Source organism: Scleromatobacter humisilvae, assembly GCF_023231945.1.
Taxonomy (GTDB): domain Bacteria; phylum Pseudomonadota; class Gammaproteobacteria; order Burkholderiales; family Burkholderiaceae_C; genus Scleromatobacter; species Scleromatobacter humisilvae.
This window is the reverse complement of record NZ_JAJLJH010000003.1, coordinates 465,630-486,767: the sequence shown is the minus strand read 5'-3', so window position 1 is coordinate 486,767 and position 21,138 is coordinate 465,630. Positions and strand designations below refer to the sequence as shown.

19 protein-coding genes and 1 pseudogene are annotated in these 21,138 nt (G+C 71.3%); 12 read left to right on the top strand and 8 right to left on the bottom strand.

Annotation, left to right across the window (positions count from 1 at the left end):
• Nucleotides 1-92: 92 nt before the first annotated feature.
• The 4 genes from LPC04_RS15340 (at nt 93) to LPC04_RS15325 (ending at nt 3,720) form a co-directional block, all read left to right on the top strand.
• Nucleotides 93-398, top strand: coding sequence for a LapA family protein (locus tag LPC04_RS15340; protein ID WP_275683122.1), 306 nt, complete (start codon nt 93-95; stop codon nt 396-398).
• The gene (lapB, locus tag LPC04_RS15335; protein WP_275683121.1) at nt 388-1,560 is read left to right on the top strand and encodes a lipopolysaccharide assembly protein LapB; all 1,173 of its coding nucleotides are present in this window, start codon (nt 388-390) and stop codon (nt 1,558-1,560) included. The genes LPC04_RS15340 and lapB overlap by 11 nt, the downstream gene beginning before the upstream one ends.
• Nucleotides 1,561-1,666: 106 nt before the next feature.
• Entirely contained in the window at nt 1,667-2,692 is a 1,026-nt protein-coding gene (locus tag LPC04_RS15330) for a glycosyltransferase family 9 protein (RefSeq protein WP_275683120.1), read from the top strand.
• Complete coding sequence (locus tag LPC04_RS15325; protein WP_275683119.1) at nt 2,689-3,720, top strand: glycosyltransferase family 9 protein; 1,032 nt, start codon at nt 2,689-2,691, stop codon at nt 3,718-3,720. Before LPC04_RS15330 ends, LPC04_RS15325 begins: the two co-directional genes overlap by 4 nt.
• Here LPC04_RS15325 and LPC04_RS15320 read toward each other — a convergent pair.
• From LPC04_RS15320 to LPC04_RS15300, 5 genes are read right to left on the bottom strand one after another with little or no spacing between them, the layout of a single operon-like run.
• Complete coding sequence (locus LPC04_RS15320; protein WP_275683118.1) at nt 3,717-4,814, bottom strand: glycosyltransferase family 4 protein; 1,098 nt, start codon at nt 4,812-4,814, stop codon at nt 3,717-3,719. The genes LPC04_RS15325 and LPC04_RS15320 overlap by 4 nt on opposite strands.
• On the bottom strand, nt 4,811-5,362 hold the full coding sequence (locus tag LPC04_RS15315; RefSeq protein WP_275683117.1) for a D-glycero-alpha-D-manno-heptose-1,7-bisphosphate 7-phosphatase: 552 nt from the start codon (nt 5,360-5,362) through the stop codon (nt 4,811-4,813). The genes LPC04_RS15320 and LPC04_RS15315 overlap by 4 nt, the downstream gene beginning before the upstream one ends.
• The gene (locus LPC04_RS15310) at nt 5,359-5,847 is read right to left on the bottom strand and encodes an adenylyltransferase/cytidyltransferase family protein (protein ID WP_275683206.1); all 489 of its coding nucleotides are present in this window, start codon (nt 5,845-5,847) and stop codon (nt 5,359-5,361) included. Before LPC04_RS15310 ends, LPC04_RS15315 begins: the two co-directional genes overlap by 4 nt.
• A gap of 5 nt (nt 5,848-5,852) precedes the next feature.
• The gene (rfaE1, locus tag LPC04_RS15305) at nt 5,853-6,800 is read right to left on the bottom strand and encodes a D-glycero-beta-D-manno-heptose-7-phosphate kinase (RefSeq protein ID WP_275683116.1); all 948 of its coding nucleotides are present in this window, start codon (nt 6,798-6,800) and stop codon (nt 5,853-5,855) included.
• A complete protein-coding gene (locus tag LPC04_RS15300) occupies nt 6,797-7,369 on the bottom strand; it encodes a D-sedoheptulose-7-phosphate isomerase (protein WP_275683115.1) in 573 nt (190 codons plus the stop codon). The genes rfaE1 and LPC04_RS15300 overlap by 4 nt, the downstream gene beginning before the upstream one ends.
• Before the next feature lie 87 nt (nt 7,370-7,456).
• On the opposite strand from LPC04_RS15300, the gene LPC04_RS15295 reads away from it, so the two are divergent.
• The 4 genes from LPC04_RS15295 to LPC04_RS15280 all read left to right on the top strand — a co-directional run bounded on the left by LPC04_RS15295 (nt 7,457) and on the right by LPC04_RS15280 (nt 11,042).
• Nucleotides 7,457-8,191, top strand: a complete 735-nt coding sequence (locus LPC04_RS15295; protein WP_275683114.1) for a glycosyltransferase — start codon at nt 7,457-7,459, stop codon at nt 8,189-8,191.
• A 157-nt stretch (nt 8,192-8,348) separates the two neighbouring features.
• Complete coding sequence (locus LPC04_RS15290) at nt 8,349-9,269, top strand: hypothetical protein (protein ID WP_275683113.1); 921 nt, start codon at nt 8,349-8,351, stop codon at nt 9,267-9,269.
• Nucleotides 9,266-10,306, top strand: coding sequence for a glycosyltransferase family 10 domain-containing protein (locus tag LPC04_RS15285; RefSeq protein WP_275683112.1), 1,041 nt, complete (start codon nt 9,266-9,268; stop codon nt 10,304-10,306). The genes LPC04_RS15290 and LPC04_RS15285 overlap by 4 nt, the downstream gene beginning before the upstream one ends.
• 154 nt (nt 10,307-10,460) lie before the next feature.
• Nucleotides 10,461-11,042, top strand: a complete 582-nt coding sequence (locus tag LPC04_RS15280; RefSeq protein WP_275683111.1) for a ComEA family DNA-binding protein — start codon at nt 10,461-10,463, stop codon at nt 11,040-11,042.
• Nucleotides 11,043-11,391: 349 nt separating this feature from the next.
• Here LPC04_RS15280 and LPC04_RS15275 read toward each other — a convergent pair whose 3' ends face one another.
• The 3 genes from LPC04_RS15275 to dnaE form a co-directional block, all read right to left on the bottom strand.
• Complete coding sequence (locus LPC04_RS15275) at nt 11,392-12,600, bottom strand: patatin-like phospholipase family protein (protein WP_275683110.1); 1,209 nt, start codon at nt 12,598-12,600, stop codon at nt 11,392-11,394.
• A 241-nt stretch (nt 12,601-12,841) separates the two neighbouring features.
• Entirely contained in the window at nt 12,842-13,525 is a 684-nt protein-coding gene (locus LPC04_RS15270; protein WP_275683109.1) for a hypothetical protein, read from the bottom strand.
• Between the two features lie 133 nt (nt 13,526-13,658).
• Complete coding sequence (gene dnaE / locus LPC04_RS15265) at nt 13,659-17,207, bottom strand: DNA polymerase III subunit alpha (RefSeq protein WP_275683108.1); 3,549 nt, start codon at nt 17,205-17,207, stop codon at nt 13,659-13,661.
• Nucleotides 17,208-17,331: 124 nt separating this feature from the next.
• Here dnaE and LPC04_RS15260 point away from each other — a divergent pair, with 124 nt between their 5' ends.
• The 4 genes and pseudogenes from LPC04_RS15260 to gluQRS form a co-directional block, all read left to right on the top strand.
• Nucleotides 17,332-18,114 (top strand): sulfurtransferase, encoded by a 783-nt coding sequence (locus LPC04_RS15260; RefSeq protein WP_275683107.1) that lies wholly within the window; start codon nt 17,332-17,334, stop codon nt 18,112-18,114.
• Nucleotides 18,114-19,064: an alpha/beta fold hydrolase gene (locus LPC04_RS15255; protein WP_275683106.1), complete on the top strand. Its 951-nt coding sequence runs from the start codon at nt 18,114-18,116 to the stop codon at nt 19,062-19,064. The genes LPC04_RS15260 and LPC04_RS15255 overlap by 1 nt, the downstream gene beginning before the upstream one ends.
• A gap of 109 nt (nt 19,065-19,173) precedes the next feature.
• On the top strand, nt 19,174-20,175 hold the full coding sequence (locus tag LPC04_RS15250) for a LysR family transcriptional regulator (RefSeq protein WP_275683105.1): 1,002 nt from the start codon (nt 19,174-19,176) through the stop codon (nt 20,173-20,175).
• A pseudogene (gluQRS, locus tag LPC04_RS15245) lies at nt 20,172-21,095 on the top strand (tRNA glutamyl-Q(34) synthetase GluQRS); the annotation flags it as partial. The gene LPC04_RS15250 and the pseudogene gluQRS, both read left to right, overlap by 4 nt.
• Between the last annotated feature and the right edge of the window lie 43 nt (nt 21,096-21,138).

Below are 21,138 nucleotides of genomic sequence, written 5' to 3'. Positions count from 1 at the left end.
CTGGGCAGCCACAAAGAATTGCTGCGCGACCATAAAAGGCCGCGGTCGTTCGTAGAATCCGCGGGGCAGCGTCCGAAAACGCGAAAGAGAGAATGCGCATCCTGACCTGGCTCGTCCGAGCCTTTCTGTTCCTGGCCCTGTTCGGCTTCGCGATCAACAACCAGCAGCCGGCGACGGTCAACTGGATGTTCTCGTACGCCTGGACGGCGCGCATGGTCATCATCGTGCTGGCCGCGTTCGTGGCCGGGACGGTCTTCGGGGTGCTGGCGATGACGCCCAGCTGGTGGCACCACCGCCGCCGCGCGCGCCGGCTCGAGACCCCGGTCGTGCCCGCGCCGCCCGCCCTGCCCGCCGCGCCCGTGGCTCCCGACGTGACGGTGGTGCGCGATGGACTTTGACTACCAGTGGCTGTTGCTGGGCCTGCCGCTGTTCTTCATCCTCGGCTGGCTGGGCTCGCGCTTCGACCTGCGCCAGCTCAAGCGCGAGACGCGCGAATCGCCCAAGGCCTACTACAAGGGCCTGTCGCTGCTGCTCAACGAACAGCAGGACAAGGCGATCGACGCCTTCATCGAGACGGTGCAGAACGACCCCGACACCACCGAGCTGCACTTCGCGCTCGGCAACCTGTTCCGCCGCCGCGGAGAGTTCGAGCGCTCGGTGCGCGTGCACCAGCACCTGCTCGTGCGTGCCGACCTGTCGCAGGCCGATCGCGAGCGCGCGCAGCACGCGCTGGCACAGGACTTCGTCAAGGCCGGCCTGTTCGACCGCGCCGAGGCGGCCTACAAGGTGCTCGAAGGCACGGCCTACCACACCGAGGCGCGCCTGGCCCTGCTCAATCTGTACGAGCGCTCGCGCGACTGGCGCGCCGCGGTCGACACCGCGCAGCAGCTGGAGTCGGCCGGCACCGGCTCGTTCGCGCGCCGCATCTCGCACTACTGGTGCGAGCTCGCGCAGATGGCCGAGGAGCAGCACCATCCCGACGAGGCCGAGCGCGCGCTGCAGCAGGCGCTCAAGGCCGATCCGTCGTCGGCGCGCCCGTGGGTGATGCAGGGCCAGCGCCTTGCGCGCGCGGGCCAGCCCGCCGAGGCCTTCGAGGCCTGGAACGAGCTGCGCCGGCGCGACCCGGCCAGCTTCACGCTGGTGGCCAACGACTACGCCGCCGCCGCGATCGCCGCCGGCCGCGCCGCCGACGCGAAGACGGCCCTCGAGAAGCTGCTCGCCGACGCGCCGCGGCTGGACTTCCTCAGCGCCTGGGCGAAGCTGGAGTCCGACCCCGAGGTCGCCGCCAATCGCTACCGCGACATGCTGCATGCGCACCCGACGCTGTCGGCCGCGCGCGAGGTGCTGCAGCAGCCGGCCATCGCGGCCTCGGCCAAGGCGGTCGGCCCGATGGCCGAGCAGTCGCTGGCCGATGTGCGCACCGCGGTGACGCGCGCCGCCAAGCCCTTGCAACGCTACCGCTGCGCCGCCTGCGGCTTCGAGGCGCAGCGCCATTTCTGGCAATGCCCGGGCTGCCTCAGCTGGGACAGCTACCCCGCGTTGCGGATCGAAGAACAGTGACGCGCCCAAAGGCAAGCCTTCTGCGGGCCGTGCGCCGGGCCGCCCCAAGGAGGCACGCAGTCCCCTCGGGGGCCGCAGCGCCCCACTCGGCGCGGGAGGGGCTCAAGTGACTGTCGATACCCGGCCTCGCACGGCGGTGCTGCACCAGTGGGTCGGGATGGGCGACCTGGTCTGGCACGCGCCCTACATCCGCCGCATCGCCGAGACCAGCCGCGACGGCCAGGTCACGGTCATCGCCTCGCCCACGACGTTCGCGCGCCAGCTGATCGGCCACGAGCCCTGCGTGCGCGAGATCATCGATTTCGACCGCCACCCGCGCCGCGAGGAGAAGCGCCGCGGCCGCCATCGCGGCACGCTGGGCCTGTGGCGCATGGGCGTCGAGCTGCGGCCCTACGGCTTCGACCGCATCATCCTGCTGACCAACCACACCAACCGCACGCTCGTCGCGGTCGCCGCGGGCATCCCGCAGCGCCTGGGCTACGGCACGAGCTGGCTGCAGCGGCGGCTGCTGACCTCGGGGCCGTGGATCAAGGCCTACTCGGGGCCGGCCGTCACGGCCTACAAGGACGTCACCGCCTTCGCGATCGCGCACGGCTTCGCCGACGCGCCCGTCGTGCCCAGCCTGGTCGTGCGGCAGGACGCGCTGGCCCACGCCGGCGCCCGCCTGGCCGGCCTGCCGCGGCCGCTGCACGCGCTGGCGATCGGCGCCTCCGAGCCGTACAAGCAATGGGGCGTCGACAACTTCGTCGCGCTGGCCACCCGGCTGGCGCGCGAGGGCCATGGCGTCGTGCTGGTCGCCGGTCCGGCCGAGCGCGAGATCGCCGACGCCACGCTGCATCGCATCGCCGCCGACCTGCGCGGCCACGTGCGCGCCATCACCGACGGCACCGTCGCCGAGACGGTCGCGACGATGTCGCTGGTGCAGACCTGCATCGGCAACGACACCGGCGCCGTGCAGATCGCCGCGGCGGTCGGCACGCCCTCCTGGGTCGTGCTGGGCCCGCGGCCGCCGCTCGAGCACGATCCCGGGACCTTGCACCTGATCGTTGCGAAGAGCCTGGCCGAGATCCGGCCGGAGGACGTCGCGCAGCGCGTGCTCGAATCACTGCCGGCAAGCGTCGCACGATCTTGAGCAGCGCCCCGCCTCGCGTCGACACGCGCCCGCGCACCGCCGTGCTGCTGCAGCAGAACGGCATGGGCGACCTCGTCTGGCATGCCGAGTACCTGCGGCTCATCGCCGGGACCAGCAGCGACGGGCAGGTCACGCTGATCGCCGCGCCGAGCGTGATGGCGCGCGAGCTGATCGGCCATGAGCCCTGGCTGCGCGAGGTGGTCGACTTCGACCGCCGGCCGCGCCGCAGCGAGCGCCGGCGCGGGCGCCACAGCGGCCTGGCAGGGCTGCTCCGCTTCGCGGCGCAGCTCGCCTCCGAGCGGTTCGAGCGGCTGGTGCTGTTCTCCGACCATCCGGCGCGCGCGCTGTTCGTGGCCTGGCGCGCGGGCATCCGCACGCGCCTGGGCTACGGCGCCACCTGGCTGCAGCGCTGGATGTTGACCCCGTCGCCGTGGATCCGCCTGTACGAGGGCCCGGCGGTGGCCAGCTACAAGGACGCCAGCGCCTTCGCGATCGCGCAGGGCTGGTGCGATGCCCCGGTCGTGCCGCGCCTGAGCGTGCGGCCCGACGCGCTGGCGCGCATGCAGGCGCGCCTCGCGCCGTTGCCGCGGCCGCTGCACGCGCTGGCGATCGGGGCGTCCGAGCCGTTCAAGCAGTGGGGCGAGGCGCAGTTCGTCGAGCTCGCGACCCTGTTCGCGGCCCGCGGCCACGGCGTGCTGCTGCTGGCCGGTCCCGCGGAAGCCGCGCTCGCACGATCCATCCTCGCGCGCATCCCGGCGCCGCTGCGTGCGCACGTCGCCACGATGACCGACGGCACGGTGGCCGACAGCGTCGCCGCGCTGTCGCTGGTTCAGTCGTGCATCGGCAACGACACCGGCGCCGTGCAGATCGCCGCCGCGGTCGGCACGCCGACCTTCGTGGTGCTGGGGCCGCGCCCGCCGCTGGAACACGATCCGCAGACGATGCGCCTCGTGCAGGCGGCGTCGCTGCACGACATCCGCGCCAGCGACGTGGCCGCGCAGGCGCTGCGCGAACTGGGCCTGGCCTAAGCCTCGGCCATCGCCTCGCGCCAGACCGCAAGCGTGCCGCGCGCCGTCTCGGCCCACGTGCGGGCGCGGGCATGCGCGAGCGCCGCGGCGCGGCGGTCGGCAGGCATCGCCAGCGTGGCCGCGATGCCCGCGGCCAGCGCGTCGACGTCGGTCGGGTCGACGATGACGGCCTGCCCCGCCGCCACCTCGGGGCAGCTGCCACGGTCGCTCGCAAGGACGGGCGTGCCGCTGGCCATGGCTTCGAGGATCGGCAGGCCGTAGCCTTCGTAGAGCGACGGGAACAGGTAGGCCGCCGCGCCGGCGTAGAGCGCGGGCAGGTCCGCATCGCCCACGTGGCCGGCCAGGTGCACGCGCGACGCGAGGCCCAGCGTGGCCAGGCGGGACGTCAACGACGCCAGCACCTCGGCCGATTGCTGGCCCGCGACGACGAGCGAGAAGTCGCGCGTGAAGCGCCCCGCCGCGAACGCCTCGACCACGCGCGCCAGGTTCTTGTTGGCCGTGGCGCCGACGAACAGCAGGTAAGGGCCATCAAGGCGAAGGCGCGCGCGCAGGGCGTCGATCTCCGCCGCCGAGTGCGGCCGGAAGATGGGCGACACGCCCAGCGGCACGACCTTCAGGCGCGCCGGATCGCCGCCGACGAGCCGCAGGAAATCCTGCCGCGTGTTCTCGCTGACGCACACCAGCCGCGTGCAGCGATCGCGCAGGTGTTCGTAGAAGCGCAGCTTGCGCTGGCGCTTGCTCTCGTCGACGTAGTTGATATTGAGCGCCGCGTACAGGTCATGCACCGTGGCGACCACCGGCACGTTCCACGGCGGCTCGCGTTCGTCGGGCACGTGGAGCACCTTGCACGCGGGCCGGGGCAGCGGCCAGATCGCGCCGTACCAGGACTGCGCGCGCAGCCGCGGCCCCTGCGCCAGCCGATCGCGCAGCTTCCAGCGCGAGCGCTTGCACAGCTGCAGCAGCTCGAACTCGTCTGGCGCGGGGACGTCCAGCGTCGACAGCGCCTCGACGAGCTGGCGCGTGTAGCGGCCGACGCCCGTGGCGCGGTCGTCCGTCAGGTTGGTGGCCTCGATGGCGACGAGGGGCCAGGTCAAGCGGCGGGCACCGACAGCGCGTCCAGCGCCTCGGGCAGGTTCAGGTAGTCGACCGGCTGCGGGCCCGGCTTGGCGTCGGCCGCGAGCAGCACGCAGCGGCCGACGCCGGCGCGGCGTCCGGCCTCGAGGTCGGTCGCGCGATCGCCGAACAGCAGCGAGCGCGCGAGATCGAGATCGTGCGCGCGCGCGGCCCGCAGGATCATGCCCGGCGCGGGCTTGCGGCAGTCGCAATCGATCGCGTAGCGCGCGAGCTCGGCATGCGGCGGCGGCAGGTGCGGGCAATACTCGATGGACGTCAGCGTCACGCCCTTCGCGGCGAGGTCGGCGCGCAGCGCGTCGTGCAGACGGCCCAGCGCGTCCTCGTCGTAGAAGCCGCGCGCGATGCCGGACTGGTTGGTCACGATCACCAGCGCGTAGCCCGCGGCCTGCAGGCGCCGCAGGCCGTCGACGACGCCGGGCACGAACTCGAAGTCCTCCCAGCGATGCACGTAGCCGTGGTCGACGTTGATGACGCCGTCGCGATCGAGGAACGCCGCGGGCCGGCTCACGCGCCCTGCCCGCGGATGCGCCGCACCAGCGATGTCGTGGAGTAGCCGTCGACGAACGGGATCGCCTTCGCCTCGCCGCCCCAGGATCGCACGAGGCGCGTCTCCTCGAGCGCTTCCATGTCGTAGTCGCCGCCCTTGACGTAGAGCTCGGGCCGCACGCGCGCGAGCAGCGCGCAGGGCGTGGGTTCGTCGAAGAAGGTGACCGCGTCGACGGAGGCCAGCCCCGCGAGCACGAGCGCGCGGTCGATGTCGCGATTGAGCGGGCGATCCGGGCCCTTGCCCAGGCCGCGCGCCGATGCGTCCGAGTTGACGGCCACGATCAGGCTCGCGCCGCATTGCCGCGCGGCGTGCAGGTAGGCGACGTGGCCGCGATGCAGCACGTCGAAGACGCCGTTCGTGAACACGAGTGGCCGCGGCAGCGAGGACAGTCGGCGCGCCAGCGCGGCGGCGTCCAACGCCACGGCGTCGAAGACCTTGTCCTCCAGCGCGCTCACGCCACCAGTTCCTCGTAGCTCGCGGTGGCCGTGCCGAACTTGCCGACCACGATGCCGGCCGCCTTGTTGGCCAGCCGCGTCGCGGCCTCCAGCGGCAGCCCCGCGGCCGTCAGCGTGGCGAGCGCGGCGATGACGGTGTCGCCGGCGCCGGTGACGTCGAAGACCTCGCGCGCCTTGGACTGCTCGTGCACGATGCCGCCGGGCTGGAACAGCGTCATGCCCTCTTCCGAGCGCGTCAGCAGCACCGACTCGACGCCGATGTCCTTGCGCAGCGCCGCGACGCGTGCGTTCAGGTCGTCCTCGTCGCGCCAGCTGCCCACCACCTGCGCCAGCTCGGCCCGGTTGGGCGTGATGACGGTGGCGCCGGCGTAGCGCCGGTAGTCGCGCCCCTTCGGGTCGACGAACACCGGCTTGCCCGCGGCGCGCGCGAGCTCGATCATGCGGGAGATGTGCGTCAGGCCGCCCTTGCCGTAGTCGGAGAACAGCACGACGTCGTGGTCGGCCACCTTCTCGGCGAAGCTGTCGACCATCTGCGCCAGCACCTCGTGGTTCGGGTCGTTCTCGAAGTCGATGCGGATCAGCTGCTGGGCGCGGCCGATCACGCGCAGCTTGAGGATGGTCGCGAACTGCGCGTCGGCGCGCAGCTCGGCCTCGATGCCGTGCGCCGCGAGCAGGCCGCGTAGCGATTCGGCGGCCTGGTCCTCGCCGACCACGGTCAGCAGCGTGACGCGCGCGCCCAGGCTCTTGACGTTGAGCGCCACGTTGGCGGCGCCGCCCAGGCGCTCCTCGACGCGCTCGACGCGCACGACGGGCACGGGCGCCTCGGGCGAGATGCGGTCCACCGCGCCGTGCCAGTAGCGGTCCAGCATCACGTCGCCCACGACCAGGATGCGCCGCCGCGCCAGCTCGGCCAGCGGCGGGATGGAGACGGTGCCCACGCTCATCCCGCGACGCCCAGCTCGCGTTCGATCAGCCCGCACAGCGTGTGGCCGACGAGGATGTGCGCCTCCTGGATGCGCGCCGTCACGCCGTGCGGCACGACGATCGCGGCGTCGCACTCGCGCAGCAGGGCGCCGCCGTCGCGTCCGAGCAGGCCCAGCGTGAACACGCCCGCCTCGCGGGCCGCGGCCACGGCGCGCAGCACGTTGCGCGAGTTGCCGGAGGTCGAGATCGCGACCAGCCCGTCGCCGGCGCGCCCGAGGCCGCTCACCTGGCGGGCGAAGACGTCGTCGAACGAGTAATCGTTGCCGATGCAGGTGAGCGCGGAGCTGTCGGTGTTGAGCGCGAGCCCGGCGAGCGGCTTGCGGTCGTTGATGAAGCGGCCGGTCAGCTCGGAGGCGAGATGCTGGGCGTCCGCGGCGGAGCCGCCGTTGCCGCAGAACATCAGCTTGCCGCCGCCGCGAAGCACGTCGGCGAGCTTGCGGCCGGCGTCGGCGATGGTGTCGTCGAGCGTGCCCAGCGTCGCCATCAACGCCTGGTGTTCGGCAAGATTCTGGAGAAAGAGTGAAGCCATAGAATGGAGTCGCGTCGCATGCAGGCGCATGCCGCAGGGACGCTCAGTTACGATAGCCGTCCAATGATCATGGATACGACGTCAGCGATGGGAACTTCGAACCGGGTGGTGCTCTGCATGAAGTGGGGTACGAAGTACGGTCCGGAATACGTCAACAGACTCTACGCGATGGTACACCGCCATCTGCGCGGCCCGTTCCGCTTCGTCTGCCTGACCGATTCGTCCGAGGGCGTGCGCCCGGAGGTCGAGTGCCTGCCCATCCCCGACCTCGCGCTGCCTGACGGCCTGCCCGAGCGCGGCTGGAAGAAGCTCACGACCTTCGAGGCCGACCTGCACGGCCTGCGCGGCACGGCGCTGTTCCTCGACATCGACATCGTGATCGTCGACGACATCACGCCGTTCTTCGAGATGCCCGGCGAGTTCCTGATCATCCACGACTGGAAGCGGCCGTGGCGCATCACCGGCAATTCGTCGGTCTACCGCTTCCAGCTCGGCGCGCACGCCGACGTGCTGGCCAAGTTCCGCGCCGAGTCGGCGGCGATGCGCAAGCTCTATCGCAACGAGCAGGCCTATTTGTCCGGCGTGCTGCACGAGCAGGGCAAGCTGCAGTACTGGCCCGCCGAGTGGTGCGCCAGTTTCAAGTACCACAGCATCGCGCGATTTCCGCTCAACTATTTCCTCGCCCCGTCGATTCCCAAGGGGGCGCGCATCATCGTCTTCCATGGCGTGATGAACCCGCCCGACGCCCTGGCCGGCCGCAGCAATGGCAACTGGCGCCATGCGAAGGCGTCGCCGTGGATCTCCGACCACTGGAAGGAATAGTGCCGTCCGGCGGCGCCAGGCCGCCGTCCGTCGTTCTTGCCCCGCCCGCGCGCGCGTGACGCGCACGGGCGCCGGCTATCCTGCGCATCGCCGTCGACCGCTTGCTCGCCGCCAATGACCACCGCCTGCCGATGAAGACTTTCGACCGGGTCCGCTGATGGCGCCCAACCCCGCTACCGTCACCTTCTTCGGCTACTGGGCGGGCCGGCTGCCGGCCGTCACCGACCTGCACTTCCGCAGCTTCCTGCGCCAGCATCCCGAGTCGCGCTACGAGCTGTGGCTGGACGAGGACGATGCCAGCGCCATCGAGGCGCCCGAGCTGCAGTGGATCAAGACGCATCCGCGCATCGCGCTGCGCTCGTTCTCGCTGAACGCGCTGATCGGCAAGCACGTCAGCGCGCGGCCGGTCGCCAGCTACGACCGCTCGCCGAAGCTGCGCCAGATCGCCCGCGCCATCCATCGCAAGATCGCCCCGCAATGGGCGCGCCGCAACGCGTGGGAGCACCCGCAGTTCGGCCTGACCTACAAGCACTCGTCGAAGCTGTTCGCCGGCTTCACGCGCAACAAGGCCTACCGCGGCGACCTCGCGCGCTGCCTGGTGCCGCTGGAGCACTATCCCGACGCCTGCCTCTACGTCGACCTCGACATCTGCTTCACGAGCGACCTGACCGCCCAGTGCGGGGACAAGGCCTGGGCCTACCGCTGGGAGGAACTGCCGTTCGCCAACTCGGCGATCCTGTACCTGCCCAACCGTAGCTGGAGCACCGCGCTGACGCGCAAGGGCAACGAGCTCGAGAACTTCCTGCCGTGGATCCTGTTCGCCGACCACGTCTGCGCCGAGCTGGGCGTGGTGGTGCATCCGGCGCGGCTGTTCGACCCGCTGTGGACGCCCGGCTCGGTGCTGTACGGCGATCCGGCGAAATTCTTCGAGGCGCGCGACAACCTCGCGCTCGACATGCACGCGCTGTCGACCGACCGCTTCCTGGCCATCCACTGGCACAACAACTGGGAGACGGTGCCGGCGCCCAACTCGATCTACGCCGGGCTGCTGAAGGCCTGCGAGGGCGCCGTCGAATGAGTGGTCCGGAGACGGCCATCCTCGCGCCCATGCGCTACGCGACGCTGGTGGTCGACCGCCTGCGCGCCAACGCGCCGTTCCGCGCCGACGGGCGCGACGTCCTCCTGCCGTGGCGCCAGCTGCGCGACCGCTTCGCCGTCGAGGGCGTCGAGCTCAACACGCGCGACGTCAACGCCGACCGCGAGGTGGAGTTCGAGCTGCACCTGGACGCGCAGCGCCGTGTCGGCCACCCGCTCAGCTACGCCTACCTGCACGAGGATGCCATCGTGCGGCCGATCAACGGCAACCTCGTGGAGCTGGCGCGCTACCGCAAGCTGTTCACGAGCAACGAGGCGCTGATCGACCACGACCACGTCGTCGCGCTGGATCATCCGAACGACCTCGCGCCGCGCGACGTCCCCGACTTCAAGGAGCGCGACCTGTTCTGCGTGCTGGTCGCGTCCAACGACGCGCTGCCGCGTCCCGATCCGCGCAGCCTGCAGCAGCGGCGCATCGAGGCGATCCGCTACTTCGAGGTGCAGGCGCCCGACCGCTTCGCGCTGTTCGGCGCGGGCTGGGACGTCCCCGCCGCCGAGCCGGGCCCGCTGGGCCGCGTCACCCGGCGCGTCAACGAGTGGCGCCGCCGCCTGGCGCCCGATGCGCCCGCGGCCTTCCCGAGCTGGCGCGGCAAGGTCGACCACAAGCACGAGGTGCTGGACCGCGCGCGCTTTTCCATCTGCTACGAAGACTCACGCGGCAGCCCCGGCTACCTGAGCGGGAAGATCTTCGACTGCCTGACCAGCGGCTGCGTGCCCGTCTACATCGGCACGGCGCACTCGCGGCCGCCGATCCCGGAGGACTGCTTCATCGACGGCGACCAGTTCAGGACGCCCAACGAGATGCTCGCCTTCATCGAGCGCATCGATGCCGGCCATTTCGCGATGTACCAGCAGGGCATCCGCGAGTTCCTGGCCAGCGCCGAGGCGCAGCGCTTCACCAACGCGCACTGGTGCGAGACCTTGGTCACGCGCATATTGGCGGACGTGCAACAGGCGTGAGGCGCCGTTCACGCCATGTGAACGAAACGTGAAGAGCGGGTCAACCTGCGGTCACGCCCCGCGTTGACACTGCATGCGGCGCTCGATTCCGGGCCCGCAACGGGCCGCAGCGCCCCTGAAGCGCGCACAACGCTCTCCCACCCAAGGACGCACCATGATCAAACGCATTCTCGTGGCCCTGATGGCCTTCCTCGCCTTCTCGGTGTTCGCGGCGGACGCCAACAACGCCTCGCAGGCCGACCTGGAGGCCATCAAGGGCATCGGCCCGGCCATCTCCGCCAAGATCATCGCCGAGCGCGCCAACGGCCCGTTCAAGGACTGGCCGGACCTGGTCACGCGCGTCAAGGGCATCGGCGACAAGAACGCGGCCAAGATGTCTGCCGCCGGCCTGACCGTCAACGGCGCCGCCATGGCCGGCGCGCCCGCGGCGCCCGCCGCGCCGGCGAAGCCGACGGCCCCGGCCGCGGTGCCCGCCAAGGCCACGACGCCCGCGCCGGCTCCGCTGCCGACCCCGGCCGCCAACGCCAAGCCGACCGCCACGACGACTCCGGCGACGCCCGCCGTCGTCGCCAAGCCCGCCACCGCCGCCGCTCCGGCCGCGCCGGCCAGCAGCGCCAAGGAAATGAAGAAGGCCGCCGCGGCTCAAGCCAAGGCCGACAAGGCCTCCGCCGCCGCGCAGAAGAAGGCCGACAAGGCTGCTGCCAAGGCGTCGGCGGCCTCGGCTGCCAAGAAGTGAGCTGACGCGGGCCTCGTGCCCGCCGAGCCCGACGATGACGCCCCGTTCGCGGGGCGTTTCCATTTGAGTTGTCGCCGGTTTGCCGAGGCGGCTTCTTGCCCGCGCCGCGCGCGGGCGGTTCCTGGCTCGCGGATCGTCAGCGGCAGGGGAAGCTGGGGTCTGTTTCTCCGGCACCTCGAGCATCTGACTCCGGCCTGTCGCCGCCAGGACGCTCGCCCACACCCCTGCCCGCGCCACAGCGCGGGCGCCGACATCGCCTACTGGTCGGGTTGCGCGTGGAGCCGATGGATCTCGCCGGCATCCCCCGCCCGCGCGCGGCGGACGGCGAACGACGGCTCCGCGGAGATCGTCATCCGTTCGTGGATCCCGGCGGCTCGAGATCGAAGAAATCGAGCACCTCGCCGCGCCGCGCGTGGGTGTCCCTCTCGCCGAGGGCCATGAGTTCGCGCGTGTAGGCCTGCTCGAACAGCAGGTAGCTGGCCAGCGCCGAGCCATTGCTGCCGGGGCCGCCGCCCGACACGCCGATGCCGCCCAGCAGCGCGCGGATCGAGCTGGGCAGCGCGTCGAGATGGCGCGCGGCGATGTCGTCCAGGCGTTCCGACGGCGAGATCAGCAGCAGGCGCACCGGCTTGAGCGCGGCCTGGGCGCGTACCTCCTCGGGTATCAGCGACAGCGTGGCGTTGATGCGCTGCAGGCGCTCGGCGTCCACGGCGAGCGCGTCCAGGAAGATGCTGGACAGCGCGTGGCCGCCAATCTGGGCGATCGACGGGTACGCCGACGGCCCCATGATGCGCGGCCCCGCCGGCTCGCGCATGCGGCCGGCGCCGATCACCAGGATGCGGTCGGCGCCCAGGTGGATCGCCGGCGAGATCGGCGCCGTCTGGCGCATCGAGCCGTCGCCGAACCACTCGTACGAGCCCTGCAGCGGCAGCGTCACGGCGGGAAACATGAACGGGATCGCCGCCGACGCGAGCAGGTGCGCCATGGTCAGCTCGCCCTGCACCGCGAGGCGGTTCGAGCGGATCCACGGCTCGTGCTCGGCCGCGGACTGGTAGAACGTCACGTGCGTGCCCGAGGTGTAGCTCGACGCACTCACCGCCAGCGCCTTCAGGTGGCCGTCGGCGACCAGGTGGCCGATGCGGTCGAGGTCGATCATCTCGGCGAGCAGCCGGTGCAGCGGCGCGTTGTCCAGCATCGATCGCGGACGCAGCTTGCGCATGCGCGCGATCGCCCAGCCCATCGACATCATCGTGAGCCACTTCGCGCCGGTGCGGATCACGCCGAACGAGTCGGTGCGATAGACCTGCGCCACATGCATGTTCTCCCACACGCGCACCAGCTTGGCGATGCCGGCGTCGGCATCGTCGGCATCGGTGGCGAGCGCCGCGGCGTTGAGCGCGCCGGCCGAGGTGCCGGCCAGCACCGGATACGGATTGCCGGGAGGCGCGCCGGCCTCGCGGCGGATGCGGTGGATGGCGTGCAGCACGCCCACCTGGTAGGCGGCGCGGGCGCCGCCGCCCGTGAGGATCAAGCCGGTAGTGGATGCTGCTGCGTGCATGGCGCGCAGTATCGGCGAGGCGGCGGGCGCCGGGTAGCCGAGACAACGCGGGGTTGGCGGGGCCGCAACGAGGGCGCGGACGCGTCGTCGATCCGACGCGACGCGGCTCGGGCTTCAGCGGGCGTCGGCAGCGACCGGACGAGGACGTGCAGCGCGCCGTCGACTGCGATGCCATCCGGCGACGTCGCAAGCTGCGCGCCCCGCGCGCGTCACGCGTGGGCGGGCGCGGCGCGCGAAGGGCTCAATGGTCGCGGCCTCCGCCGCCGCCGCCGTGGCCGTGTTCGAAGCCGCCCGGCGCGCGACGAGCGGCACGCTCCTCGGCACGGCTGTCGGCCCGGCGGTTGTCGACCAGGCCCAGTTCGCCGCGCGCGCCCTCGCGCGGCTGCGAGGCTGCCGCGGTCTGCTGCGGCTGCCGCCCGTACCATGCGCGCTGGTTGTTCCAGCGCTGCTGTTGCTCGGCGCGCTGCTGCTCGAAACGCTGGCGCTCGAGGCGGTCGCGGGCAAGGCGATCCTGCTCCGCCCATTGCTGCGGCGTCCACGCGCGCTGCTCCGGCGTCCAGTTGCGGCCCAGGACGTTGGCGCGATACCAGCGGTCGTCCACGAAGTAGACCGGCACGCCGTACGCCCCGTACTCGCGGCTGTACTGTGCCCAATGCGTGCGCTGGTATTCGGGCACCCACAGATAGACCGGCGGCTGGTCGGTGGCATAGGCCGGATCGACCACCTCTTCCACCACCTGGCCATAGCCGTTGTCGACGGCCATGACCGGCTGCGGCGCAACGACCTGCGGCGGCTCCGCATAGCCGCCGATGGCCACGCGGCCGTACACGCCGGGCTGCACGATCACCGTCCACGGCGCCGCACTCGCCAGCCCGCAAGCAGAGGCAAGCGTGAATCCAGCAGCGGCGATCAGGCGGCGTTTCATGTCGGCTCTATGTTAGACGGGAGCCCTTGAGCAACGCTTTCAGGTTGGTGACAGTTGTCCGTCTGGCGCGTAAAGCGCAGCAACACAACGGGAAGGAATTGCAGGTTGCCGCGGTTTCATCCCTAACTCCCGATCAGTCGTAGACCACCTGCGGCGACTGGGTCGGCATGATCTGCTTCCAGCGGGCGAGCGCGTCGTCGCTGGGCCAGAAGCGGCCCTGGTCACCCAGGTCGAGTTCGGCCGCCGCCCCCTGCGTGCGCACCTTCACGCGCACGCCCAGGCCGTGCACGGACTCGCCGTGCTCGGTGCTGGATCGCCGCGCCGGCCATTGCTTGACGAGCTCGGTCAGCGGGCCGATGTTGCCGTCGGCCTGCACCGACAGGTAGCGGCCGAAGCGCGCGCGCGCCGCCGCGAGATCCCAGATCTGCGTGACGTTGAGCCGCAGGCCGCCGGAGAAGCGATCCGGCTGCACCTTGCCCTGCACCACCAGCAGTTCGTCGTCGCGCAGCGCGTCGCGGTTGGCGTCCAGCAATTCCTCGTTGGCCACGGCCTCGATCGCCTCGCTGCGGTCGTCCACCTTGAAGATGGCCACGCGCCCGCGCTGGCCGTTGATGATGCGCAGGTCGCTGACGATGCCGCACAGCACCTGCGGTTCGCGCGAGTCGATCAGGTCGGCGATGCGGCGCTTGCAGAACTTGCGCACCTCGGGCTCGTACTGGTCGAACATGTGACCCGACAGGTAGAAGCCGATGGCGGTCTTCTCCAGCGTGAGCTTCTCGCGGATGCTCCAGGGCTCGGCCTGCACGAGCGCCGGCTCCTGCGTGGACGCGCCGTGCTCGTCGGCGCCGCCGAAGTCGAACAGCCCCGACTGCTGCGCGTGCGCGGCCTGGGCGTCGGCCCATTCGAAGGCCAGGCCCACGCTGGCGAGCGTGCAGGCGCGGTCGGGATGCAGCGGGTCGAAGGCCCCGGCCTTGACCAGCGCGTCGACCACGCGCTTGTTGACACGCGAGCGGTCGACCCGCTTGGCAAAGTCGAAGATGCTGCTGAACGGACGCGCGACATCGCTTTGCTCGGTGCGGCCCTCGCGGGCGGCCACGATCGCCTCGACCGCGCCCTGCCCCGTGCCCTTGACGGCGCCCAGGCCGTAGTGGATCAGCTTGTCGCCGGCGCGCCCCGGCGCCGGCTCGAAGCGGTGCACGCAGACGTTGACGTCGGGCGAGACGAACGAGATGCCGAACTGCTTGGCATCGGCGAGAAGTACCTTGAGCTTCTCGCTGTCGCCCATTTCGATGGTCATGTTGGCCGCGTAGAACTCCGCGGGGCAATGCGCCTTCAGCCAGGCCGTGTGGTACGACAGCAGCGCGTAGGCGGCGGCGTGCGACTTGTTGAAGCCGTAGCCCGCGAACTTCTCCATCAGGTCGAAGATCTTGTCGGCCTCGTCCGCGTCGATCTTGTTCTTGGCGGCGCCCTCGCGGAAGATCTCGCGATGCTTGGCCATCTCCTCGGCCTTCTTCTTGCCCATTGCGCGGCGCAGCATGTCGGCGCCGCCCAGCGAGTAACCGCCCAGCACCTGGGCGGTCTGCATCACCTGCTCCTGGTAGACCATGATGCCGTAGGTCTCGGACAGCACCGGCTCGACCAGCGGATGCGGGTACTCCACCGTCTCCTTGCCGTGCTTGCGCGCGACGAAGGTGGGAATCAGGTCCATCGGGCCCGGTCGGTACAGCGCCACCAGCGCGATCAGGTCGCCGAAGCGGCTGGGCTTGGCATCGCGCAACATGCCCTGCATGCCGCGCGATTCGAACTGGAACACCGACTCGGTCAGGCCGTCCGAGAACAGGCGGTAGACCTTCGGGTCGTCCAGCGTCAGCGATTCGAAGTTGAAGCCGGCGCGGTCGGGGCGACGCGCCAGGATGAAGTCCTTCGCGAGCTCGAGGATGGTCAGCGTGGCCAGGCCCAGGAAGTCGAACTTGACCAGGCCGATGGCCTCGACGTCGTCCTTGTCGAACTGGCTCACCGCCGACTCGCTGCCCGGTTGCTGGTACAGCGGGCAGAAGTCGGTGATCTTGCCGGGCGCGATCAGCACGCCGCCGGCGTGCATGCCGATGTTGCGCACGATGCCCTCGACGCGCGTGGCCAGCGCCAGCAGCTCGGCGACTTCTTCTTCGGCGGCCTCGCGCTGGTCGATCTCGGGGGCCTCCTTGCGCGCGTACACGATGCCCGGATCCGGATCCGCGGGCACCTTGGCCAGCGTCACCGTCTTGCCCGGGGGCGCGACGATCAGCTTGGCGATCGAGTCGACGTGGCCGTAGCCCATGCCCAGCACCCGCCCGATGTCGCGCAGCGCCGCCTTGGCCGCCATGGTGCCGAAGGTGGCGATCTGGCTGACGGCGTCGCGGCCGTACTTGTCCTTGACGTAGTCGATGACGCGGTCGCGGTTGCCCTGGCAGAAGTCGATGTCGAAGTCGGGCATCGAAACGCGTTCCGGATTGAGGAAGCGTTCGAACAGCAGCTTGTACTCGAGCGGGTCGAGGTCGGTGATCTTGAGCGCGTAGGCGACCAGCGAGCCGGCGCCCGATCCCCGCCCCGGGCCCACCGGGCAGCCATGCGTCTTCGCCCACAGGATGAAGTCCGACACGATCAGGAAGTAGCCCGGGAAGCCCATGTTCAGGATCGTCTTGATCTCGAACTCGAGGCGCTCGACGTACTCGGGTCGCTTCGCGTCGCGCTTCGCGACATCGGGGAACAGCTGCAGCAGGCGTTCCTCCAGCCCGTCGAAGCTCAGCTGGCGGAAGTAGTCGCCCATGGGCATCGCGCTGCCGTCGGCCAAGATCGGCGTGGGGAAGTTGGGCAGGTAGTTCTTGCCCATCGCCAGCGTGAGGTTGCAGCGGCGCGCGATCTCCACCGAATTGGCGATGGCCGACGGGATGTCGGCGAACAGCGCCTCCATCTGCGCCTGCGACTTGAAGTACTGCTCGCGCGTGAAGCGCTTGACGCGGCGCGGGTTGGCCAGCGTCTCGCCTTCGGCGATGCACACGCGCGCCTCGTGGGCGTCGAAGTCGTCCGGCTCGAGGAACTGCACCGGGTGCGTGGCCACGACCGGGATCTGCAGCCGGGCGGCGAGCGGCACCGTGGCGCGCACGTGGGCCTCGTGCGTGGGCAGGCCGGCGCGTTGCAGCTCGAGATAGAAGCGGCCCGGGAAGATGCGAGCAAGTTCCTGCGCCGCGGCCTCGGCGCGCGCCGTGTCGCCGCCCAGCAGCGCCTGGCCGACCACGCCGAGATCGGCGCCGGACAGCGCGATCATCCCGCCGCCGAGTTCCTCCAGCCAGTCCCAGCGCACCCAGGCCTGCGCGCGCTGGACGTTCTTCGTCCAGCTGCGGCCCAGCAGCTCGCACAGGTTGAGGTAGCCCTGCCTGTCCTGCACCAGCAGGGCCAGGCGGGTCGGCACGCGGTCGGCGGCGTCGGGCAGCGGATCCATCCACACGTCGACGCCGATGATGGGCTTGACGCCCTTGCCGCGGCAGGCCTTGTAGAACTTGATGGCGCCGAACAGGTTGGACAAGTCGGTGATGCCGAGCGCCACCTGCCCGTCCGCCTTGGCCGCCGGCGCCACGTCGTCGATGCGTAGCGTGCCGTCGACGACGGAGAACTCGGAATGGGTGCGCAGGTGAACGAAGGCCATGCACCGATTGTAGGGAGCCGGGCGCAGGGCGCCCGGCGCGGAATGGGCAGTTTTCGCCCGAAAAGCTGTGCTAGGCGCACAGGCCGGCCGAGCAGGCGAAAATGCATCCTCGACTGCCGTTCCCATGCCGTTCCTCAACATCTCCACCTACCGCTTCGTCGAGCTCGACGACCTGCCCGCGCTGCGCGACCGCCTCCAGGCCAGCGCCGAGGCCGCCGGCCTCAAGGGCACCGTGCTGATCGCCCACGAGGGCATCAACCTGTTCATGGCCGGCGAGGAGCCGGCGCTGCGCGGCTGGATCGCGCACGCGCTGCACGCGGAGCCGCCGTTCGCGGGCCTGCCGACGAAGGACAGCTTCAGCGACACGATGCCGTTCAGGCGCCTGAAGGTGAAGATCAAGAACGAGCTGATCCGCATGAACCACCCGACGATCCAGCCGCAGCAGGGCCGCGCGGCGTCGGTGGAACCGGCCACGCTCGCGCGCTGGCTCGCGCAGGGCCGCGACGACGACGGCCGCGAGGTCGCCCTGCTCGACACCCGCAACGCGTTCGAGGTCGACGCCGGCACCTTCGAGGGCGCGCACGACTGGCGCATCGACAAGTTCTCCGATTTCCCCGCCGCCTTCGACGCCCATCGCGCCGAGTTGGCCGGCAAGACCGTGGTGAGCTTCTGCACCGGCGGCATCCGCTGCGAGAAGGCCGCGCTCTACATGCGCGAACGCGCGCTGCCCGACGTCCTGCAGCTGGAAGGCGGCATCCTCGGCTACTTCGCGGCCACCGGCGGCACGGCGCCCGGGTGGCGCGGCGAATGCTTCGTCTTCGACGAGCGCCGCACCGTCGCCGCCGACCTCGAGCCGGGCGAGCCGCCGCCGTGCGAGCGGGTGGCCGCCGAAGCGGAGCCGCGCTGATGCAGGCCCTCGTCCGCGCCCTCGGCGTGCTGCTGATGCTGACGGCGCTGGCCGTCACGCTGACGCACGCGCCCGATCGCAGCGTCGACAGCCTCGTCACGCTGTGGGCGCCGCCGCCGTCGGACTTCATGTACGTCAAGGGCCAGTTCGTGCACTTCCGCGACGAGGGCCCGAAGACGGATCCGGTGCCCCTGGTGCTGGTGCACGGCACGGCCGCGAGCCTGCACACCTGGCAGGGCTGGGTGGGCGAGTTGCGCGGGCATCGGCGCGTCATCACCTTCGACCTGCCCGGCTTCGGCCTCACCGGCCCGTTCACCGGCGAGTACCCGCGCGACGACTACCACGTCGACAACCTCGCCCGCTTCACCCTCGACTTCCTCGACGCGCTGCACGTCGAGCGCTTCGCCATCGGCGGCAACTCGCTCGGCGGCGAGGTGGCCTGGCGCGTCGCGGCGCGGGCGCCCGCACGGGTCGACCGGCTGATCCTGGTCGACGCCACCGGCTACGCCTTCGTGCCCGAGCGCATCCCGCCGGGCTTCCAGCTGGCGCGCGTGCCGGTGGTCAACCGCATCGGCGAGTACCTCACGCCCAAGCCCGTGATCGAGGCGAGCGTGCGCGATGTCTACGCCGACCCGTCGCGCGTCAGCGGCGCGCTGGTCGACCGCTACTTCGAGATGCTCACGCGCGAGGGCAACCGCCACGCGCTCAACAAGCGCATGGAGATCGTCGCCACCGACCTCGCGCCCGAGCGCATCGCCACGCTCAGGCTGCCCACGCTGATCCTGTGGGGCGCGCAGGATCACCTGGTGCCGCCGGCCAACGCGCAGCACTTCCAGCGCGACATCGCCGGCAGCCAGTTGGTGATCCTGCCTGGCCTCGGCCACGTGCCGCAGGAAGAGGATCCGCATGCCAGCGTCGCACCGGTGCGCGCCTTCCTCGGCATGACATGACGACCCGGCTCGCTTCGCTCCCCGCCCCCAAGGGGCTCACGCCGGCTCGCTCCGGAGCGGCCGCGCGCTCGCCGGCGCCAACGCCGCGTCGTCCCTCAAGGCCAACAGAATGACCCTCGACCGCCGATTCGCCCTCACGCCCGAGGCGCTGACGATGATGGACACCATCGCCCGCACCGGCAGCTTCGCGGCCGCGGCGCGCGAGCTCGGCAAGGTGCCCTCCGCGCTCACCTACAGCGTGCGCCAGCTGGAGGACGCGCTCGACGTGCTGCTGTTCGACCGCAGCTCGCGCCAGGCACGGCTCACGGCCGCCGGCACCGAGCTGCTCAATGAAGGCCGGCGCCTGCTGGCCGAGATGGACGCCGTCGCCAACCGCGTGCACCGCGTGTCCACTGGCTGGGAGACGCAGCTGACCATTGCCGCCGACGCCGTCGTCTCGCGCCAGACGCTGTTCGAGCTGTGCGAGGCCTTCTACGCGTTGCGGCCGCCCGAGCTGCACGACGGCGCCGGCCCCGGCACGCGGCTGCGCCTGCGCACCGAGGTGCTGGCCGGCACCACCGAGGCGCTGATGCTGGGCTCGGCCGACCTGGCCATCGGCCTGCCTGCCGATACCCTGGCGCCCGCGGGCATCGAGATCCGCCCCCTGGGCGAGGCGCCGTTCGTCTACGTCGTCGCGCCGCACCACCCGCTCGCCAACGCGGAGGAGCCGCTGACCGACGCGGTGATGAAGCAGCACCGCAGCATCGCCGTCGCCGACTCGGCGCAGCGCATGTCGCCGATCACCGTCAACATCCAGCCGGGCCAGGACGTGCTGACCGTCAGCAGCATGCAGGCCAAGCTGGAGGCGCAGATGATCGGCCTGGGCGTCGGCTTCCTGCCCGAGGTGTTGGTGCGGGAGCACGTCGCGGCCGGGCGGCTGGTCGTCAAGCAGGTGGCGCGCCAGCGCATGACGGCCCCGCTGTCCTACGGCTGGCGCAGCGCCGCCGCGCCGCAGCCGCAGAAGGCGCCACAGGGGCTGGCGCTGCAGTGGTGGCTGCAGCAGCTCGAGAGCCCGACGACGCGCTCGGCGCTGCTTCTGCGCGGCGGCCCGTGCCCGCCCTCGGAAAAGTGACGTACGTCGGCCGTTTCGCGCCCTCGCCCACCGGCCTGCTGCACGCCGGCTCGCTGGTGGCCGCGCTGGCGAGCTGGCTCGACGCGCGCGTGCACGGCGGGCGCTGGCTGGTGCGCATCGAGAACGTCGACACGCCGCGCTGCATTCCCGACGCCGACACCGGCATCTTCGCGCAGCTCGACGCCCTCGGGCTCGTGCCCGACGCGCCGCCCGTGTGGCAGTCGCGGCGCGGCGACCGCTACGAGGCCGCGCTGACGCAACTCAAGCGCAGCGGCTGGGCCTATCCCTGCACCTGCTCGCGCTCGGACATCGCCGCCGCGCTCGCGCGCGCCGGCGTGCCGCACGTCGCGCACGTGGAGCGCGTCTATCCGGGCACGTGCTGCCCGCCAACGTTCGAATCGACCGATGGCGAGCCCGACGTCCCATTCAAGCGGACACCCGCGTGGCGCCTGCGCACGCGCACGCCGGCGGGCGAGGACGTCGTGATCGACTGGCACGACCGCCTGCTCGGCGAGCAGCGCCAGGACGTCACGCGCACTGTCGGTGACTTCGTGCTGAAGCGCGCCGACGGCCTGTGGGCCTATCAGCTGGCGGTGGTCGTCGACGACGCCGCACAAGGCATCACCGACGTCGTGCGCGGCGAGGACCTCGCCGACAACACCGCGCGCCAGATCCACCTGCAGCGCGTGCTCGGCCTGCCCACCCCGCGCACCCTGCACACCCCGCTGGTCTACGCCGACGACGGCCAGAAGCTGTCCAAGCAGACCGGCGCGCGGCCGCTCGCGCTGCGCAGCGACGTCGACGCCGTCGTCGCGCTGCGCCGCGCCGCCCGCGTGCTGGGCCTGCCCGCCGCGCTGCACGACGGCAGCGACCATTGCGAGACGCCGTCCGCCTGGCTCGCCAAGGCCGTGCCGGCCTGGGCCGACAAACTGCGCGCGGTCGGTGGCATCATCCCTTCCTTCG

What these genes read in the sequence shown, in the direction of transcription:
- LPC04_RS15340 (WP_275683122.1), top strand. Translation starts at nt 93, where the DNA reads ATGCGCATCCTGACCTGGCTCGTCCGAGCCTTTCTGTTCCTGGCCCTG.
- lapB (WP_275683121.1), top strand. Translation starts at nt 388, where the DNA reads ATGGACTTTGACTACCAGTGGCTGTTGCTGGGCCTGCCGCTGTTCTTC.
- rfaE1 (WP_275683116.1), bottom strand. Translation starts at nt 6,800, where the DNA reads ATGAGCGTGGGCACCGTCTCCATCCCGCCGCTGGCCGAGCTGGCGCGG.
- LPC04_RS15300 (WP_275683115.1), bottom strand. Translation starts at nt 7,369, where the DNA reads ATGGCTTCACTCTTTCTCCAGAATCTTGCCGAACACCAGGCGTTGATG.
- LPC04_RS15295 (WP_275683114.1), top strand. Translation starts at nt 7,457, where the DNA reads ATGGGAACTTCGAACCGGGTGGTGCTCTGCATGAAGTGGGGTACGAAG.
- LPC04_RS15290 (WP_275683113.1), top strand. Translation starts at nt 8,349, where the DNA reads ATGGCGCCCAACCCCGCTACCGTCACCTTCTTCGGCTACTGGGCGGGC.
- LPC04_RS15285 (WP_275683112.1), top strand. Translation starts at nt 9,266, where the DNA reads ATGAGTGGTCCGGAGACGGCCATCCTCGCGCCCATGCGCTACGCGACG.
- LPC04_RS15280 (WP_275683111.1), top strand. Translation starts at nt 10,461, where the DNA reads ATGATCAAACGCATTCTCGTGGCCCTGATGGCCTTCCTCGCCTTCTCG.
- LPC04_RS15275 (WP_275683110.1), bottom strand. Translation starts at nt 12,600, where the DNA reads ATGCACGCAGCAGCATCCACTACCGGCTTGATCCTCACGGGCGGCGGC.
- LPC04_RS15270 (WP_275683109.1), bottom strand. Translation starts at nt 13,525, where the DNA reads ATGAAACGCCGCCTGATCGCCGCTGCTGGATTCACGCTTGCCTCTGCT.
- dnaE (WP_275683108.1), bottom strand. Translation starts at nt 17,207, where the DNA reads ATGGCCTTCGTTCACCTGCGCACCCATTCCGAGTTCTCCGTCGTCGAC.
- LPC04_RS15260 (WP_275683107.1), top strand. Translation starts at nt 17,332, where the DNA reads ATGCCGTTCCTCAACATCTCCACCTACCGCTTCGTCGAGCTCGACGAC.
- LPC04_RS15255 (WP_275683106.1), top strand. Translation starts at nt 18,114, where the DNA reads ATGCAGGCCCTCGTCCGCGCCCTCGGCGTGCTGCTGATGCTGACGGCG.
- LPC04_RS15250 (WP_275683105.1), top strand. Translation starts at nt 19,174, where the DNA reads ATGACCCTCGACCGCCGATTCGCCCTCACGCCCGAGGCGCTGACGATG.